Source organism: Profundibacter amoris (assembly GCF_003544895.1).
Lineage (GTDB): Bacteria > Pseudomonadota > Alphaproteobacteria > Rhodobacterales > Rhodobacteraceae > Profundibacter > Profundibacter amoris.
In genome coordinates this window covers 1,569,192-1,583,515 of sequence record NZ_CP032125.1, presented here as the reverse complement: position 1 = coordinate 1,583,515, position 14,324 = coordinate 1,569,192, and the positions used below count along the sequence as shown (strand labels likewise).

General features: G+C 57.5%; 15 protein-coding genes and 1 pseudogene. 1 reads left to right on the top strand and 15 read right to left on the bottom strand.

Translation table 11 applies throughout. The features are described 5' to 3' along the window. From phoU to BAR1_RS18345, 7 genes and pseudogenes are all read right to left on the bottom strand, one after another. The gene (gene phoU / locus BAR1_RS07930) at positions 1–714 is read right to left on the bottom strand and encodes a phosphate signaling complex protein PhoU (protein WP_118942522.1); all 714 of its coding nucleotides are present in this window, start codon (positions 712–714) and stop codon (positions 1–3) included. Between the two features lie 14 nt (positions 715–728). Beyond that, on the bottom strand, positions 729–1,490 hold the full coding sequence (pstB, locus tag BAR1_RS07925; RefSeq protein ID WP_118942521.1) for a phosphate ABC transporter ATP-binding protein PstB: 762 nt from the start codon (positions 1,488–1,490) through the stop codon (positions 729–731). A gap of 11 nt (positions 1,491–1,501) precedes the next feature. Beyond that, positions 1,502–2,821, bottom strand: a complete 1,320-nt coding sequence (pstA, locus tag BAR1_RS07920) for a phosphate ABC transporter permease PstA (RefSeq protein ID WP_118942520.1) — start codon at positions 2,819–2,821, stop codon at positions 1,502–1,504. Beyond that, positions 2,818–4,266: a phosphate ABC transporter permease subunit PstC gene (gene pstC, locus BAR1_RS07915; protein ID WP_118942519.1), complete on the bottom strand. Its 1,449-nt coding sequence runs from the start codon at positions 4,264–4,266 to the stop codon at positions 2,818–2,820. The genes pstA and pstC overlap by 4 nt, the downstream gene beginning before the upstream one ends. 64 nt (positions 4,267–4,330) lie before the next feature. Next, a complete protein-coding gene (locus BAR1_RS07910) occupies positions 4,331–5,374 on the bottom strand; it encodes a substrate-binding domain-containing protein (RefSeq protein ID WP_118942518.1) in 1,044 nt (347 codons plus the stop codon). Between the two features lie 112 nt (positions 5,375–5,486). Beyond that, positions 5,487–6,188, bottom strand: coding sequence for a sensor histidine kinase (locus BAR1_RS07905; RefSeq protein ID WP_323368593.1), 702 nt, complete (start codon positions 6,186–6,188; stop codon positions 5,487–5,489). Between the two features lie 33 nt (positions 6,189–6,221). Next, a pseudogene (locus tag BAR1_RS18345) lies at positions 6,222–6,491 on the bottom strand (PAS domain-containing protein); the annotation flags it as partial. Positions 6,492–6,730: 239 nt separating this feature from the next. Between BAR1_RS18345 and BAR1_RS07900 the strand changes: the two are divergent. Further along, complete coding sequence (locus BAR1_RS07900) at positions 6,731–7,093, top strand: hypothetical protein (RefSeq protein ID WP_118942516.1); 363 nt, start codon at positions 6,731–6,733, stop codon at positions 7,091–7,093. On the opposite strand, the gene BAR1_RS07895 is transcribed toward BAR1_RS07900, so the two are convergent. The 8 genes from BAR1_RS07895 to BAR1_RS07860 all read right to left on the bottom strand — a co-directional run bounded on the left by BAR1_RS07895 (position 7,090) and on the right by BAR1_RS07860 (position 14,269). Next, a complete protein-coding gene (locus BAR1_RS07895) occupies positions 7,090–8,271 on the bottom strand; it encodes a trans-sulfuration enzyme family protein (protein WP_118942515.1) in 1,182 nt (393 codons plus the stop codon). The genes BAR1_RS07900 and BAR1_RS07895 overlap by 4 nt on opposite strands. An 8-nt stretch (positions 8,272–8,279) precedes the next feature. Beyond that, positions 8,280–8,666 (bottom strand): Cu(I)-responsive transcriptional regulator, encoded by a 387-nt coding sequence (gene cueR / locus BAR1_RS07890; RefSeq protein ID WP_118942514.1) that lies wholly within the window; start codon positions 8,664–8,666, stop codon positions 8,280–8,282. A gap of 131 nt (positions 8,667–8,797) precedes the next feature. Further along, the gene (locus BAR1_RS07885) at positions 8,798–10,108 is read right to left on the bottom strand and encodes a branched-chain amino acid ABC transporter permease (protein WP_118942513.1); all 1,311 of its coding nucleotides are present in this window, start codon (positions 10,106–10,108) and stop codon (positions 8,798–8,800) included. Next, entirely contained in the window at positions 10,105–11,115 is a 1,011-nt protein-coding gene (locus BAR1_RS07880) for a branched-chain amino acid ABC transporter permease (RefSeq protein WP_118942512.1), read from the bottom strand. Before BAR1_RS07880 ends, BAR1_RS07885 begins: the two co-directional genes overlap by 4 nt. Further along, on the bottom strand, positions 11,115–11,471 hold the full coding sequence (locus BAR1_RS07875) for a hypothetical protein (RefSeq protein ID WP_118942511.1): 357 nt from the start codon (positions 11,469–11,471) through the stop codon (positions 11,115–11,117). The genes BAR1_RS07880 and BAR1_RS07875 overlap by 1 nt, the downstream gene beginning before the upstream one ends. 4 nt (positions 11,472–11,475) lie before the next feature. Next, positions 11,476–12,189: an ABC transporter ATP-binding protein gene (locus tag BAR1_RS07870; RefSeq protein WP_118942510.1), complete on the bottom strand. Its 714-nt coding sequence runs from the start codon at positions 12,187–12,189 to the stop codon at positions 11,476–11,478. Beyond that, entirely contained in the window at positions 12,186–12,974 is a 789-nt protein-coding gene (locus BAR1_RS07865) for an ABC transporter ATP-binding protein (RefSeq protein ID WP_118942509.1), read from the bottom strand. The genes BAR1_RS07870 and BAR1_RS07865 overlap by 4 nt, the downstream gene beginning before the upstream one ends. A 101-nt stretch (positions 12,975–13,075) precedes the next feature. Further along, positions 13,076–14,269 (bottom strand): ABC transporter substrate-binding protein, encoded by a 1,194-nt coding sequence (locus tag BAR1_RS07860; protein ID WP_118942508.1) that lies wholly within the window; start codon positions 14,267–14,269, stop codon positions 13,076–13,078. Positions 14,270–14,324: the final 55 nt, after the last annotated feature.

The window sequence follows — 14,324 nt, the reverse complement described above, 5'->3', positions numbered from 1 at the left end:
CTAGTCCCCCGCCTCGTGCGCTTCGGCGATATAATCCAGTTTGGTGCGTTCATTGCCGGGCATGTCGCCCGTCACCAGATAAATCACCTGTTCGGCAATCGAGGTCACATGATCGCCCATGCGTTCGATATTCTTGGCGATGAAATGCAGGTGCATACAGGCGGTGATGTTGCGCGGATCCTCCATCATGAAGGTCAGGAATTCGCGAAACAGCGCGTTATACATCTGGTCCACCTCGTGATCGCGCGCCCGCACGTCCTCGGCCAGTGCCACGTCCTGATGCACATAGGCGTCCAGTGCGTCTTTCAGCATCCGTTCAACCTCGCGGGCCATGCGTTTGATCGCGCCCGAGGCCCCGTCAATGGCCGGCATCTGCACCAGAAGCGTTGTGCGTTTGGCCAGGTTTTTGGCATAATCCCCGACCCGTTCCAGATTGCCGCTGATTTTCATCACCGACAGAACGACCCGCAGATCGCTGGCAATGGGCTGGCGCAGGGCCAGAACCTGTGCGGCGTCGTAATTGATCTCTTCTTCAAGCTTGTCAATCAGGTGATCCGCCTCGCGCACCCGTTCGGCCAGTTCGTCGTCACGCTTTTTCAGGGATTTGACGCTTTCATGGATGGCGGATTCAACCAGTCCGCCCATTTTCATGATCTTGGCCTGAATGGCCTCGAGGTCTTTGTCGAAACTTCTGACAATATGTTGGTCGGGCATGTTTACATCCTTTCCTAGCCGATACGGCCGGTGATATAGCTTTCGGTGCGGGGGTCGACCGGATTGGTGAAAATCTGGCTGGTTTCGCCGTATTCCACAAGGTTCCCGAGGTGGAAAAACGCTGTTTTCTGGCTGACGCGGGCGGCCTGCTGCATGGAATGGGTCACGATCACCACCGCGAATTTTTCGCGCAGCTCGTCGATCAGTTCCTCGATCTGGGCGGTCGCAATCGGGTCCAGCGCCGAGGCCGGCTCGTCCATCAGCAGCACTTCGGGTTCGGTCGCCACCGCGCGGGCGATGCAAAGGCGCTGTTGCTGCCCGCCCGACAGGCCGGTGCCCGATGCGTTCAGCCTATCCTTCACCTCGCCCCACAGGGCCGCGCGGCGCAGGGATTTCTCGACGATCGCATCCAGATCGGATTTGCTGGCAGCCATACCGTGAATGCGCGGGCCATAGGCGACGTTGTCATAGATGGATTTGGGGAAAGGATTGGGTTTTTGAAACACCATACCCACCTTGGCGCGCAACTGCACGGGGTCCACCTTGGGGTCATAGATATCCTCGCCGTCCAGCAGGATATCCCCCTCGACGCGGCAGATATCAATGGTGTCGTTCATCCGGTTGATGCAACGCAGGAAGGTGGATTTGCCACAGCCCGAGGGGCCGATAAAGGCGGTCACGGTCTTGTCCTCGATTTCAACCGAAACATCCTTGATCGCGTGGTTTTCACCATAATAGACCTGCACATCGCGGGCCGAGACTTTGACTTCTTTCATTGGTGAAACTCCTACCAACGGCGTTCGAAACGACGGCGCAGCATAACTGCGGCCACATTCATGATCACAAGGAACAGCAGCAAAACGATAATCGCCCCGCTGGCCCGCTCAACAAAACCCGGATCGGCACGCTGTGTCCAGTTATAGACCTGCACCGGCAGGGCCGAGGCCGGATCGAACAGGCCTTCGGGCGGCGCATCGGGGAATTCCTTGACGAAGGCCACCATGCCGATCAGCAACAGCGGCGCGGTTTCCCCCAGCGCCTGTGCCAGACCGATAATCGTGCCGGTCAGGATACCGGGCGCGGCCAGTGGCAGAACATGGTGGAACACGGTCTGCATTTTGCTGGCCCCCACGCCAAGGGCGGCCTCGCGGATGCTGGGTGGCACGGCCTTTAGTGCGGCGCGGGTGGAAATGATGATGGTCGGCAGGGTCATCAGGGTCAGAACCAGCCCGCCAACGATCGGCGCCGACTGGGGCAGTCCGGCAAAGTTGATAAAGATCGCCAGCCCGAGGATGCCGAAAACAATCGAGGGCACAGCCGCCAGATTGGCGATATTCACCTCGATCAGGTCCGTCCAGCGGTTCTGTTTCGCGAATTCCTCAAGATAGATCGACGCGGCAACCCCGATCGGCAGGGCCAGCAAAAGAACCACCAGCATCATATAAAGCGACCCCAGAATTGCCACCCCCAGCCCCGCCGATTCCGGCCGCTGGCCCGAGGCATCGGGGGAGGTCAGAAAGGCCCAGTTGAAGCGTTTTACAACAGCACCGTCCGCAACAAGCGCATCGACAAGCCGCAGCTGTTCCGGGCTGATCTTGCCATCCTTTTCCGCGCTTTCATAGGTCACGCGGCCCTTAATATAGCCGTCAATCCGCCCGCTGGCCAGAAATTCGAATTTCTGCGTCGTGCCGACAACATCGGGATGGGCCAGAACATAGTCGCGCAATTGTGCCGCCGCCGCCTTGGAGACCAGTGCACCGATCTGCTTTTTCTTCAGCGGGGTTTCAAAGCCCATCTGCTCGACCTTGGCCATCAGGGCCTTGGTGATCAGCGGCGCATAGCCGAAGGTCGATACCTTTTTCATCACTGCGATGTCGCGGGTGCCGGATTTGTCCAGCTTGGCCTCGGGCAGGTCCACATCCAGCGTGATATAGGTCTGCCGGAAGGCACCCGCGCCGCTGGACACAATCGAGACCAGCAGCATCGCCAGCACGGCGATGGCAATACTTATCGCCGCGATCCCGTAGGCGCGAAACCGTTTTTCGGCGGCATTGCGCCGGCGGGTGCGGGGGGTAATGTCGAACAGGGATGTTCTGGGGCGGCTCATTCGTATTGCTCCCGGTATTTGCGCACGATCACCAGTGCAATCACATTCAGACCAAGGGTGATGACAAACAGTGTCAGCCCCAGCGCAAAGGCCACCAGCGTTTCGGGCGCCGCAAAATCGGTATCGCCCGTCAGCTGGCTGACGATTTTCACGGTGACGGTGGTCATCGCCTCGAACGGGTTCAGGTCCATCCTGGCCGCGGCCCCTGCCCCCATCACCACGATCATGGTTTCGCCGATGGCACGGCTGGCCGCCAGCAGGATCGCCCCGACAACGCCGGGCAATGCAGCGGGCAGAACCACCTTGCGAATAGTTTCCGAATGGGTGGACCCCAGCGCCAGCGAGCCATCCCGCATCGCCTGTGGCACCGCGTTGATAATGTCATCCGACAAGGAGGATACAAACGGGATCAGCATCACCCCCATCACCAGACCGGCGGTCATTACGGACGATGCACTTTCACCCAGCCCCATAGGTTGTGCGAAATAATCGCGCAGCATGGGGCCGACCGTCAGCAGGGCGAACAGCCCGTAAACGATGGTCGGGATGCCGGCCAGAACCTCGATCAGCGGTTTTACAAAGGTGCGCGCGCGCGGGCCGGCGTATTCCGACATATAGATGGCGGCAAACAGGCCGATCGGCACGGCCACCAACAGGGCAATGAAACTGATATACAGCGTACCCAAGAGCAGCGGCAGGATGCCCAGATCACTGCCACCGCGAAAATTGGGCGCCCATTTGGTGCTGAAAAAGAAATCAAGCGCAGGATACTGGGCAAAGAAATGACGGGTTTCGAACAGCATCGAAAGGACAATGCCAAGGGTTGTCAGAATGGCAATCATTGCCGACCCGATCAACAGGGCCAGAACCGCGCGTTCCACCGTGTTGCGGGCGCGAAAATCACGGTTGGTCATGCGCAAGCCGAACAACAGGCCTAGCATCGCCAGCGCCAGCACCGCCACGCTGCGCCACATGTCCCCCACCTGCCCCAGCGCGCGCATTTCCTGCGCGGCGACCAGAATTTCGGGTTTTACCTCGGCTCCCAGCGCCACACCCGCAGCGCCCAGTTGCGCGCGGATGTCACCGTTGATCGTATTGGCCGCGTCAGGGGTAATCATGCCCTTGGCCACCGCTGTATCCAGCCCCTCTGCCAGCCGGCGCACATCGCTTACCATCAGGGAATAGGCGCCGTCCTCCAACGCCCCTTGCGGCAGGGATTTGGCGACCTGCGCGTCAATCCATGCCGGTTGCACCACAAGCCAGAGCGCCAGCAGGGCCAGCGCGGGGACAAGGGTGAACAGGGCAACATTCCAGCCGTAATAATGTGGCAGGGAATGCAGGGCGCGAATGCTGCCACCTGCCGATTTCATCGCCCTGCCCCGCCCCAGAATATAGCCGATAGCGGCTAGGGCAAACAGGATGATCAGGATTGAAAAGGCGCTCATTTACGGCATCCGTTGTTCGGTCCAAGGGCGCGGCGGGCCACAGATACAGCCCGCCGCGATCAGGTTACTTCATGGTCACTTCGTCAGCAACGATGGCCTGTGTCTCGGCCAGTTCGGGGTCGGACACCAGACCGTATTCCGCCAGCGGGCCGTCAGGACCGGCGATTTCATCGGAGACGAAAAACTCTGCATATTCCTTCAGGCCGGGGATCACACCGATGTGGGCCTTCTTGATGTAGAAATACAGCGGGCGCGACACGGGGTATTCACCCGAGGCAATGGTTTCGGTCGAAGGCAGAACGCCGGACATGGTGGCAACCTGCAACTTGTCTGTGTTGTTTTCGTAAAATGCCAGACCGAAGACGCCGATGCCGTCCTTGTTCGAGGCGATCCGCGCCAGTGTTTCGGTATAGTCGCCGTCAATATCTACGGCACGCCCGTCGGTGCGCAGGGCGATACAGGCCTTTTCGGCGGCTTTTTTGCGGGCCTTGTCGCTGTCGCCTTCTGCCGCTTCCAGCAGCACATCAAAAGCACCTGTGGCTTCGCAACCGGCCAGGATCACCTTGTCCTCGAACACTTCGCGTGTGCCGTGCTTGGTGCCCGGAACGAATGTCTGGATCGGCTGGTCCGGCAGATCGGCGTTGACCTGAGCCCAGCTTGTGTTCGGGTTCGGTACCATTTTGCCGTCAACCAGAATGGTGTCGGACAGGGCCAGATACCAGTCGGCGGGTGTGAACTTGAAGCTGTTGCCGTCAATATCGCTGGCAAAAACGATGCCGTCATAGCCGATACGCACCTGAATAATGTCGGTCACACCGTTTTCGGCACAACGGGCAATTTCCTTGTCCTTGATCGCACGCGAAGCATTGGCGATGTCGATGGTGCCTTCGCCCACGCCCTCGCAAAACTTTTTCAGACCGGCCGAGGAGCCGCCGGATTCAACAACGGGTGTGGGGAAATCAAAGCTTTCACCAAAGGCTTCGGCGACGATCGAGGCATAGGGCAGAACCGTGCTGGACCCGGCAACCTGCACCTGATCCCGAGCCGAGGCGGCGGTGGCGGCAAGTGCGGCAAGCGCAACGGTGGAAAGGCGAATGGCAAAGGACATGTTTAACTCCTGTCAGAATTTCGCAAACGGGCCAACAGCGGCCACGATTCGTATCTATGACCTTCTGACAAATCTTATGTGACGGTTCTGTAACAGGTTTATGACAACGCCTTTACGCCGCGGGTAAAATCACGGTAAATGTGCTGCCCTGTCCTTTGACGCTGGATATTTTCAGCCGCCCGCGGTGCCGGTTGACAATGTGCTTTACAATCGCAAGCCCCAGACCGGTGCCCCCCATTTCCCGCGACCGGTGACTATCTATACGGTAAAACCGTTCGGTCAGGCGCGGAATGTGTATTTGGGCAATACCATCCCCCTGATCTGTAACCGAAATATGCACAGCCGGTCCGCGCAGGCTTGGTTCGTGGCCGGAATATGTGACATCAACAACAACCTTGCCCCCGTCCCCACCGTATTTCATCGCGTTTTCAATAAGATTGGTGAACACCTGCTGTAACTGGTCGGAATCGCCTTTTATCATCTGTTCCCGGCTGTCCGGCCTGTTGATTTCGATAACAACATCATTTTCCAGTGCCACGGGTTGCAATATTTGTTGTGATAGTTCCAGAATGGATAAAACATCTATCTTTTCATTTGGGCGCACCCGCTCCTCGGATTCCACCCTGGATAGTGACAGCAAATCCCCGACCAAACGCGTCATTCTTTTGGTCTCGCGTTCCATCAGTTCCAGAAACCTGACGTTCGCTTGCGCATCATCCTTTGCCGGACCCCGTAATGTTTCGATAAACCCCAACAGCGATGTCAAAGGGCTGCGCAATTCGTGGCTGACATTGGCAACAAAATCGCTGCGCATCTGTCCGGCCTCCAGGATCGGGGAAACATCTTCGAAACTGATCAGAATACTCGGTGTTTTTCCCTGACCTGACACCGGCGAACACGTCACATCATAAAGCGTGACACTGTCCCCAATTGTGTTTTGATAGCGTGACTTACAGGTTTTTTGCTCTTGAATTGCATCTTCGATTGCCTGCAGCAAGGCCGGTTGGCGCAGAACAGTTGTAAAATGTTTGCCCGCAAGATTTGCACCAAAAACATCGGCAGCCGGTTCATTGGCAAATTGAATTCTGCCTTGCCCACCGACCACAATCAACGGCATCGGGATTACAGAAAGAAATTGTTTGGATTTTTTATTCACCATATAATTATTACCTAACCCCAGTGTTTTCTTTCAATTTATGTCCACGCACCGCAGGGGCACAGTACGATTGCAACAGTTCTTACAAAAATAAACAACCAAAGCGGTATTTGTGGCTAGCAATTGTTCTTAACTTTTGTACATTGTTAACCAATCGGCATCAATACATGGAATGCCGAACTGAATGGGATGGACACGGGATGGCCAAGATCAACAATGAACTGTTGATACTTGTTGTAGGCGACATTGACCAATGGATTGCGTCAGGTCGCGACCTTCCAAGAATCGCGCAAACTCGTTTTTGTGCGTTTTCAGAATTGACGGCCGTGTTACTGGCGGAACTACAGCCGGATATCATCCTATGCCCGCTGCTGGCCGAGAATTTCGATGTGCTCGATATCGTTGCCGTGTTGGATTTTTTCGAATATTCGGGGCGCATCCGGGCCCTTGCCCCCCCCTTTCCGAACCCTGAAATCATCACCCGGGAAGTGAAAGTCGAATTCCCGTCCCTTGATTTCGATATTATCGAGGTTCGGCCTGGCCCCAAGCTGCGCACGCTCTAGACATTTTCAGCGGCTTTGATTGCGGCTTCGAATTCCTCTTTCAGCAAATCTATGTCCTCGATCCCGACAGATATGCGAAAGAACCCCTCGGAAATGCCCAGATTTGCGCGTTCCCCTTCGCTCAACGCCCTGTGCGAGGACGACGCGGGATGCGATAGCGTCGTGCCGATGTCACCCAATGTCGGGGCAAAGGCGATGTTGGGCGCGGCGCGGGTCAGGGCATTGGCGGCGGCACGTCCGCCATGCAATTCAAAGCTGACCATATGCCCGCCCCGCCCGTTCAGCAAAATGCCGGCGCGGTTGTGGTCGGGGTGGTCGGGATGTGTGGGGTAAAGCACCTGTTTGACTCCCGACAACGAGGCCAGATGATCGGCCAGTGCGGCGGCGTTTTGTTCGGCGCGGTCATAGCGCAATTCAAACGAATACAGCCCGCGTTCGGCCAGCCAGCAATCAAACGGGCTGGGCGTCATGCCCCATGTCACCACCGCCTGACGGATGGCTTCGCGCAGGGTTTCATCACGGGCGGCGATATAGCCCAGCGTCACATCCGAATGGCCCGCCAGAATTTTTGTCACCGAATGCACCACGATATCGGCACCATACTCAAACGGCCGCAGGCCGCGCGGGGTGGTGAAGGTGTTGTCTACCATCAAAAGGATCCCGCGTTCCTTGGCAACACGGGCGATCCCCTCCAGATCGGCCACGCGCAAGGTGGGGTTTGACACCACTTCAATCAGGATCAGGCGGGTTTGGGGGCGGATGGCTGCGGAAAACGCCTTTATATCCGTCGGGTCGGCAAAATCCGCCACAATCCCGAGACGCGGCAAATCCTGTGTCAGCAGGCGCAGGCTGCGACCATAGAGCTGATCCGCCGCGACCACATGATCGCCGGCCTTCAGCGCGCCAATCAAGCCGGCTGAAATCGCCGCCATGCCGGAACCGGTGATGATGCCCGCCGTTGCCCCTTCCAACCCGTCGATTTTCTGTGCCAGAACGGTGGCATTGGGATGGCCTTCGCGGGCATAGGTATAGCCCTGCCCCCCCTCGTATTGCGCATCCAGCTGGTCGGGGCTTTCCGAGGCATAGACCACCGAGGGCTGTAACGGTGTGCCAACGGCACGCGAAACGGTATCGGGCCACGGGGTGCGGCGCACGATGCTGCGGGGGGTATCGGTCATAGAGTATCCTAGCTGGAAAAACTGTCGAGGATCGGACAATCGGGGCGATTGTCACCGTGACATTCATGCGCCACACGGGCCAGTTCGTCACGCAGTTTTTGCAGTTCGGACAGTTTTTCGTCGATTTCTGCCAGCCGCTTCAGGGCGATCTTTTTCACATCCTTGCTGGAACGGGTCTTGTCCTCGTACAACCCCAGCAATTCGCGGCAATCCTTTACGGAAAAATCAAAGGCGCGGGCGCGGCGGATGAAGGTCAGTTTGCTAACCTCGCCTTCGCCATAAAGCCGGTAACCGGCGTCCGAGCGGCCCATTGGTTCAACCAACCCGATATCGGCATAATAACGAACCGTTTTCACCGGCAATCCGGCTTGTTCTGCGGCTTGACCTACGTTCATCTTATCGCTCCTGCAACATTCCTATCACAGGAAGGTTAGTGCAGCCCGCCGACAGGTGCAATCCATAGGCCTGATACAAAGTTCAAATATCTATGAACTTTGTATCAGCAATGTCGCAAACAGTGGGTTTGCTATTTTTCGGGGATCAAACCGCGCGGACTAAACCGCAAAACCAGCAGCAAAATCAGCCCCATTGTTAGCAGGCGCATGTGTGCGGCACTGTCGATCAGGTGCATTTTCAGTGGGCTGTCATCGGCCATACCGGATGTAATGAAATACATCAGGTCCGGTCCCCATTGTTCCACACGGATCCAGAAGAAATAGATCAGGAACCCGCCCAGAATGGCGCCCAGATTGCTGCCGGAGCCGCCGACAATCACCATCACCCAGATCAGGAAGGTAAAGCGCAGCGGTTGATAGGTGCCCGGCGTCAACTGCCCGTCAAGCGTGGTCATCATTGCACCCGCAAGGCCGCAAATGGCCGACCCCAGAACGAAAATCTGCAAGTGGCGTTTGGTGACGTTCTTGCCCATCGCCATTGCCGCGACCTCGTTGTCGCGGATGGCGCGCATCATGCGCCCCCAGGGGCTTTTCAACGCTCGCTGGGCCAGAATGAACAGGATGATCAGCACCACGGAAAACAGCAATGTATAGCTGAGTTTGACATAGAGAGACGAAGCCGTGACCGGATCAAGGCCCAGATTTGTCACCGTTTCCACAAACCCCGGATCCTTTTGCAAATCAATCTCGCGCGGGGTGATAAAGGGACGCGGAATGCCGGTGACATTTTTCACGCCACGGGCCAGCCAGTCCTCGTTCTTCATCACCGCGATGATGATTTCCGCAATCCCCAATGTGGCAATCGCCAGATAATCGCTGCGCAAACCCAATGCGGTTTTGCCAATCACCCAGGCCACGCCCGCGGCCAGAACCCCGCCCAGCGGCCAGGCCAGAATAACCGGCAGGCCCAGCCCGCCCATATATCCGGTCGAGGCCGAATTCACCGCCTCGATCGCGTCCACCGCCGGATCAAACAGCGCGCGGAACAGGAAAAATCCGCCCACAAGGACCGCCACCACCAACAGGTTGCGTTTGCGACCTGCGGCCATTTTCTTCATCACCATCACAGCCGCGACGATCACCCCTGCCCCGACGACCAATGACCCCAGCGCACGCGGGCCACCGGCCCAGAAGGCTTCGGGCACGGGCGGCATGGAAAACAGCACCGCCGCCAGCCCGCCAACGGCGACAAAGCCCATGACCCCGACGTTGAACAAACCGGCAAACCCCCATTGCAGGTTCACCCCCAGCGCCATGATCGCGCTGATCAGGCCCATGTTCAGGATTTGCAGCGCAAGGTTCCAGCTTTCGGCATAGCCGGTCCAGATGATCAACACGGCCACAAGGGCAAACAGGCCGGTATTTTTGACTGTATCGCTCATACGGATTTTCCTTTGAACAGGCCGGTCGGACGGAACAGCAGCACGATGATCAAAATCACAAAGCTGACCGCGAATTTGTAATCAGTGGACAAAAGCTGCACCAGACCCGAGGGTTCAAGGTTTTCCGGCATCAGGTAGACCAGCACTTTTTTCCACGCATAGGTGATGGTCATTTCCGAAAAGGCAATGACAAAGCCACCGGCAATCGCACCGACCGGATTGCCAAGGCCACCCACGATCGCACTGGCGAAAATCGGCAGCAGAAGCTGGAAATAGGTGAAGGGTTTGAAGGACTTGTCCAGACCATACAGCACACCGGCAATGGTGATCAGGGCGGCCACGATCATCCATGTATAGACCACCACCCGTTCGGGGTTGATGCCCGACAGCAGCGCCAGATCCTCGTTATCGGAAAAGGCACGCATGCTCTTGCCGGTGCGGGTGCGGTTCAGGAACCAGAACAGGGCGATCACCACCAGAACGGCTGTGACAACAGTGATGCCCTGCGTGGTTTTCAGCGCCAGCCCTTCTTTCAGGCCGGTCATATGTTTGAATTCCCGCGCCGTCATGATGAAGCGTTCGCCATCGGCAAAGCGTTGATCACCCGGCCCGATGATAAAGCGGACCAGCCCGTTCAGGATGAACATCACCCCCAGCGACACCATCACGAATATCACCGGTGCTGCCTTTTGTTTTCGATAGAACCGGTACACCATCCGGTCGGTGACCAGCACCAGTATCATCGTGCCCAATATGCCGAACGGCAGGGCCAACAGCGCGGTTGGCAACGGGCCAAGGTTGATCCCCATGCTTTGAAACCACCATGTGAACAGGATGGTGACCATGGTGCCAAAAGCCATCGTATCGCCATGGGCAAAGTTGGAAAACCGCAGGATGCCGTAGATCAGCGTGACGCCAAGCGCCCCCAGCGCCAGCTGGCTGCCATAAGCAATCGCGGGGATCAGCACATAGTTTGAAAGCGCCACAAGGGCGTTCAGGAAGTCCATTATTTCATACCCTCGCATTGTCCCGAATAGGAAACCACCACCGGCCCCTGCATCTGCACCGAATAGCGCGCCGCCCCGTCCGGCGCGATGGTCAGCATATGATAGGCCGTATCCGTGGCGCCGATCAGGGTGCTGGTTTCATCGGGAAACCCGTTGTCAAACACCAGCCCGCCGATGTTTTCGGCATCTGTCTGGATGACAAAGCCAAGCGTGTCGTCATGGTTCACGACAAAGCCAAAACCGGTATCCGTGCAGGGTTCGGATTCGAAACATTCGGTGGCGAAATGGCAGGTGGCAAATTCATCCCCCGCCCATGCCCGCGTTGGCAGCATCAGGAAAGCTATCAGAAATCTCATCCCCCTACCCTCCCAAAAAGCTTTTGCGCACTTCGGGATCATTCAGCAAAACCTGCCCCGTGTCGGTGAACCGGTTGCGGCCCTGCACCAGAACATAGCCCTTGTCGGCGATCTCCAGCGCTTGCCGGGCGTTTTGCTCGACCATCAGGATGGAAATACCGGTGCGGGCGACCTCGATGATGCGATCAAACAATTCATCCATCACAATCGGCGAAACCCCCGCCGTCGGCTCGTCCAGCATCAAAACCTGCGGCCGCGTCATCAGCGCGCGGCCCACGGCCACCTGCTGTCGCTGCCCGCCGGACAGTTCGCCCGCCATCTGGTAACGCTTGTCCTTCAGGATGGGGAACAGATCATAGACCTGCTCCATCGTGTGGGAAATGTCGTCGCGCCTCAGGAAAGCACCCATTTCAAGGTTTTCCTCGACCGTCATTCCGGTGAAAATATTGTGGGTCTGCGGCACAAAGGCCATGCCCTTGCCCACACGGGCCTGTGGCGACAGGTTGGTGATATCCTCGCCCCCCAGACGCACCGCGCCCGAGCGCACATTTAGCATCCCGAAAACCGCCTTCATCGCAGTGGATTTACCAGCCCCGTTCGGGCCGACAATCACGGCGATTTGCCCCTTGTCCACGGCAATGGTGCATTCGTGCAGAATATCGGGGCCTTTGCCATAGCCACCGGTCATGGCATCGCCAATCAGAAACGGTTCACTCATCCCGCCGCCTCCTCTTTCACCTTGTTCTTCAATCCGGTCCCAAGGTAAGCCTCGATCACCTGCTCGTTTGCCTTGATCTGATCCAGTGTGCCCTCGGCCAGAACCTTGCCCTCGGCCATACAGATCACCGGATCACAAAGCCGGCCGATGAAATCCATATCGTGTTCGATCACCACAAAGGTATAGCCGCGTTCCTTGTTCAGGCGGATGATGGCGTCACCAATGGTGTTCAGCAGCGTGCGGTTCACGCCCGCGCCCACTTCGTCCAGAAACACGATCTTGGCGTCCACCATCATGGTACGGCCCAGTTCCAGCAGCTTTTTCTGCCCGCCGGACAGGTTGCCCGCCTTTTCGTCCTTCAGATGGTCGATGGTCAGGAATTCCAGCACCTCGTCGGCCTTTTTCAGCAGCGCGGCTTCTTCCTGTGCAATGCGGCCACGGTGGAACCATGTGTTCCAAAGGGCCTCGCCGGATTGTCCGCCGGGCACCATCATCAGGTTTTCCCGCACGCTCATCGAAGAAAATTCATGCGCGATCTGGAAGGTGCGCAACAGCCCCTTGTGAAACAATTCATGCGGCGGCAGGCCGGTGATATCCTCGCCCTGCATCGTCACGCGACCGCCGGTAGGTTTAAGAACCCCCGCTATCACGTTGAAAAGAGTGGTTTTACCAGCGCCGTTCGGGCCAATCAGGCCGGTGATCGAACCCTCGGCAATCTGCATCGTTGCCCCGTCCACAGCGCGAAACCCGCCAAAGTGTTTCGAGACGTCTTCTACGACGATCATATAGTCATCCCCTTGCCCCGACCGTTTCGGTCTTGTGGCTTACGTGCGCAAACAGCCCGAAAACGCTTCGGGCTGTCTGCAGTTATTTATTGGCTACAAGACTAGCGGTAGCTGGCTGTTTCGATCTTGCCATCCTTGACGATGATCTCGCGGTAGTTACCAGCGGATTCACCTGGCCCGATCAGTTCAACCGCAGTTGCACCGACATAGTCGATATCGCCACCGTCTGCCAGAATCTTCAGCGCCTTGGCCAGTTCACCGGGGAAGATTTGCTCGCCCGGAGCGTTGGCAACATCCATCACCTTGCCTTTGAAATCCGAGGATTCAGCAGAACCGGCGGCCTGCATCGCCAGCATGATCAGCGCAGCAGCATCATAGGATTCAGGCGAGAAAGGCGACGTTGCTTCAAATGCGCCGTTCACCATGGCCTCATATTTGGCGGCACCTGGGCTGTCTGTGCCCGGGTGCTGGCCGGTCGAACCATTGATGTCAGCACCAAAGTTTTCTTCCAGCGCCGAACCGATCATCCCGTCAGGGAAGTGGAACGTGTCAAACGCGCCTGTGTCCAGTGCGGCCCGAACGATGCCGGCCCCACCCTGGTCGATATAACCTGCAACAACCAGACGCTCGCCACCGGCAGCGGCCAGCGCGCCGACTTCGGCCGAATAGTCGGCTTTGCCATCTTCATGTGCGGCAGAAATTGTGATCGTGCCGCCAGCCGCTTCATAAGCGGACTGGAACGCATCGGCCAGACCTTTTCCGTAGTCGTTGTTTGTATATGTCAGCGCAACCGATTTGATGCCTTGCTCCATCAGGATGTCGCTCATCACCACACCTTGGCGCGCATCGGACGGGGCTGTGCGGAAGAACAGACCGTTATCTTCGGCGGTCGACAGCGCAGGCGATGTGGCGGATGGCGAAATCATCACGATGCCGTTTGGCACAGCAACATTCGACAGGATCGCGCCGGTTACACCGGAACAATCGGCGCCCATGATGGCCTTGATGCCATCGGATGTGACCAGACGTTCGGCAGCAGCCGTTGCGGCGGCGGAATCAACACAAGTCGAGTCAGCGCGAACCGAAGTTACGGTTTTGCCGCCCAGCAGCAGGCCCGAGTCTGTGACTTCTTTCATCGCCAGTTCGGCGCCGTCGGCCATGTGGGGTGTCAGCGATTCAATCGGGCCGGTAAAGCCCAGGATCACACCGATTTTAATTTCGTTCGAGTGGCTACCTGCAAATGCAGTACCAGCCATAAGCGCCGCGGAAGCGGTCGCCAGTAGCAGCTTTTTCATGTTCTTCTCCCATGTTAGAACTATAAGTCCGGCCCCGAACCTATTCGGCCTGTGG

What these genes read in the sequence shown, in the direction of transcription:
- phoU (WP_118942522.1), bottom strand. Translation starts at nt 714, where the DNA reads ATGCCCGACCAACATATTGTCAGAAGTTTCGACAAAGACCTCGAGGCC.
- pstB (WP_118942521.1), bottom strand. Translation starts at nt 1,490, where the DNA reads ATGAAAGAAGTCAAAGTCTCGGCCCGCGATGTGCAGGTCTATTATGGT.
- pstA (WP_118942520.1), bottom strand. Translation starts at nt 2,821, where the DNA reads ATGAGCCGCCCCAGAACATCCCTGTTCGACATTACCCCCCGCACCCGC.
- pstC (WP_118942519.1), bottom strand. Translation starts at nt 4,266, where the DNA reads ATGAGCGCCTTTTCAATCCTGATCATCCTGTTTGCCCTAGCCGCTATC.
- BAR1_RS07910 (WP_118942518.1), bottom strand. Translation starts at nt 5,374, where the DNA reads ATGTCCTTTGCCATTCGCCTTTCCACCGTTGCGCTTGCCGCACTTGCC.
- BAR1_RS07905 (WP_323368593.1), bottom strand. Translation starts at nt 6,188, where the DNA reads ATGCGCAGCGATTTTGTTGCCAATGTCAGCCACGAATTGCGCAGCCCT.
- BAR1_RS07900 (WP_118942516.1), top strand. Translation starts at nt 6,731, where the DNA reads ATGGCCAAGATCAACAATGAACTGTTGATACTTGTTGTAGGCGACATT.
- BAR1_RS07895 (WP_118942515.1), bottom strand. Translation starts at nt 8,271, where the DNA reads ATGACCGATACCCCCCGCAGCATCGTGCGCCGCACCCCGTGGCCCGAT.
- cueR (WP_118942514.1), bottom strand. Translation starts at nt 8,666, where the DNA reads ATGAACGTAGGTCAAGCCGCAGAACAAGCCGGATTGCCGGTGAAAACG.
- BAR1_RS07885 (WP_118942513.1), bottom strand. Translation starts at nt 10,108, where the DNA reads ATGAGCGATACAGTCAAAAATACCGGCCTGTTTGCCCTTGTGGCCGTG.
- BAR1_RS07880 (WP_118942512.1), bottom strand. Translation starts at nt 11,115, where the DNA reads ATGGACTTCCTGAACGCCCTTGTGGCGCTTTCAAACTATGTGCTGATC.
- BAR1_RS07875 (WP_118942511.1), bottom strand. Translation starts at nt 11,471, where the DNA reads ATGAGATTTCTGATAGCTTTCCTGATGCTGCCAACGCGGGCATGGGCG.
- BAR1_RS07870 (WP_118942510.1), bottom strand. Translation starts at nt 12,189, where the DNA reads ATGAGTGAACCGTTTCTGATTGGCGATGCCATGACCGGTGGCTATGGC.
- BAR1_RS07865 (WP_118942509.1), bottom strand. Translation starts at nt 12,974, where the DNA reads ATGATCGTCGTAGAAGACGTCTCGAAACACTTTGGCGGGTTTCGCGCT.
- BAR1_RS07860 (WP_118942508.1), bottom strand. Translation starts at nt 14,269, where the DNA reads ATGAAAAAGCTGCTACTGGCGACCGCTTCCGCGGCGCTTATGGCTGGT.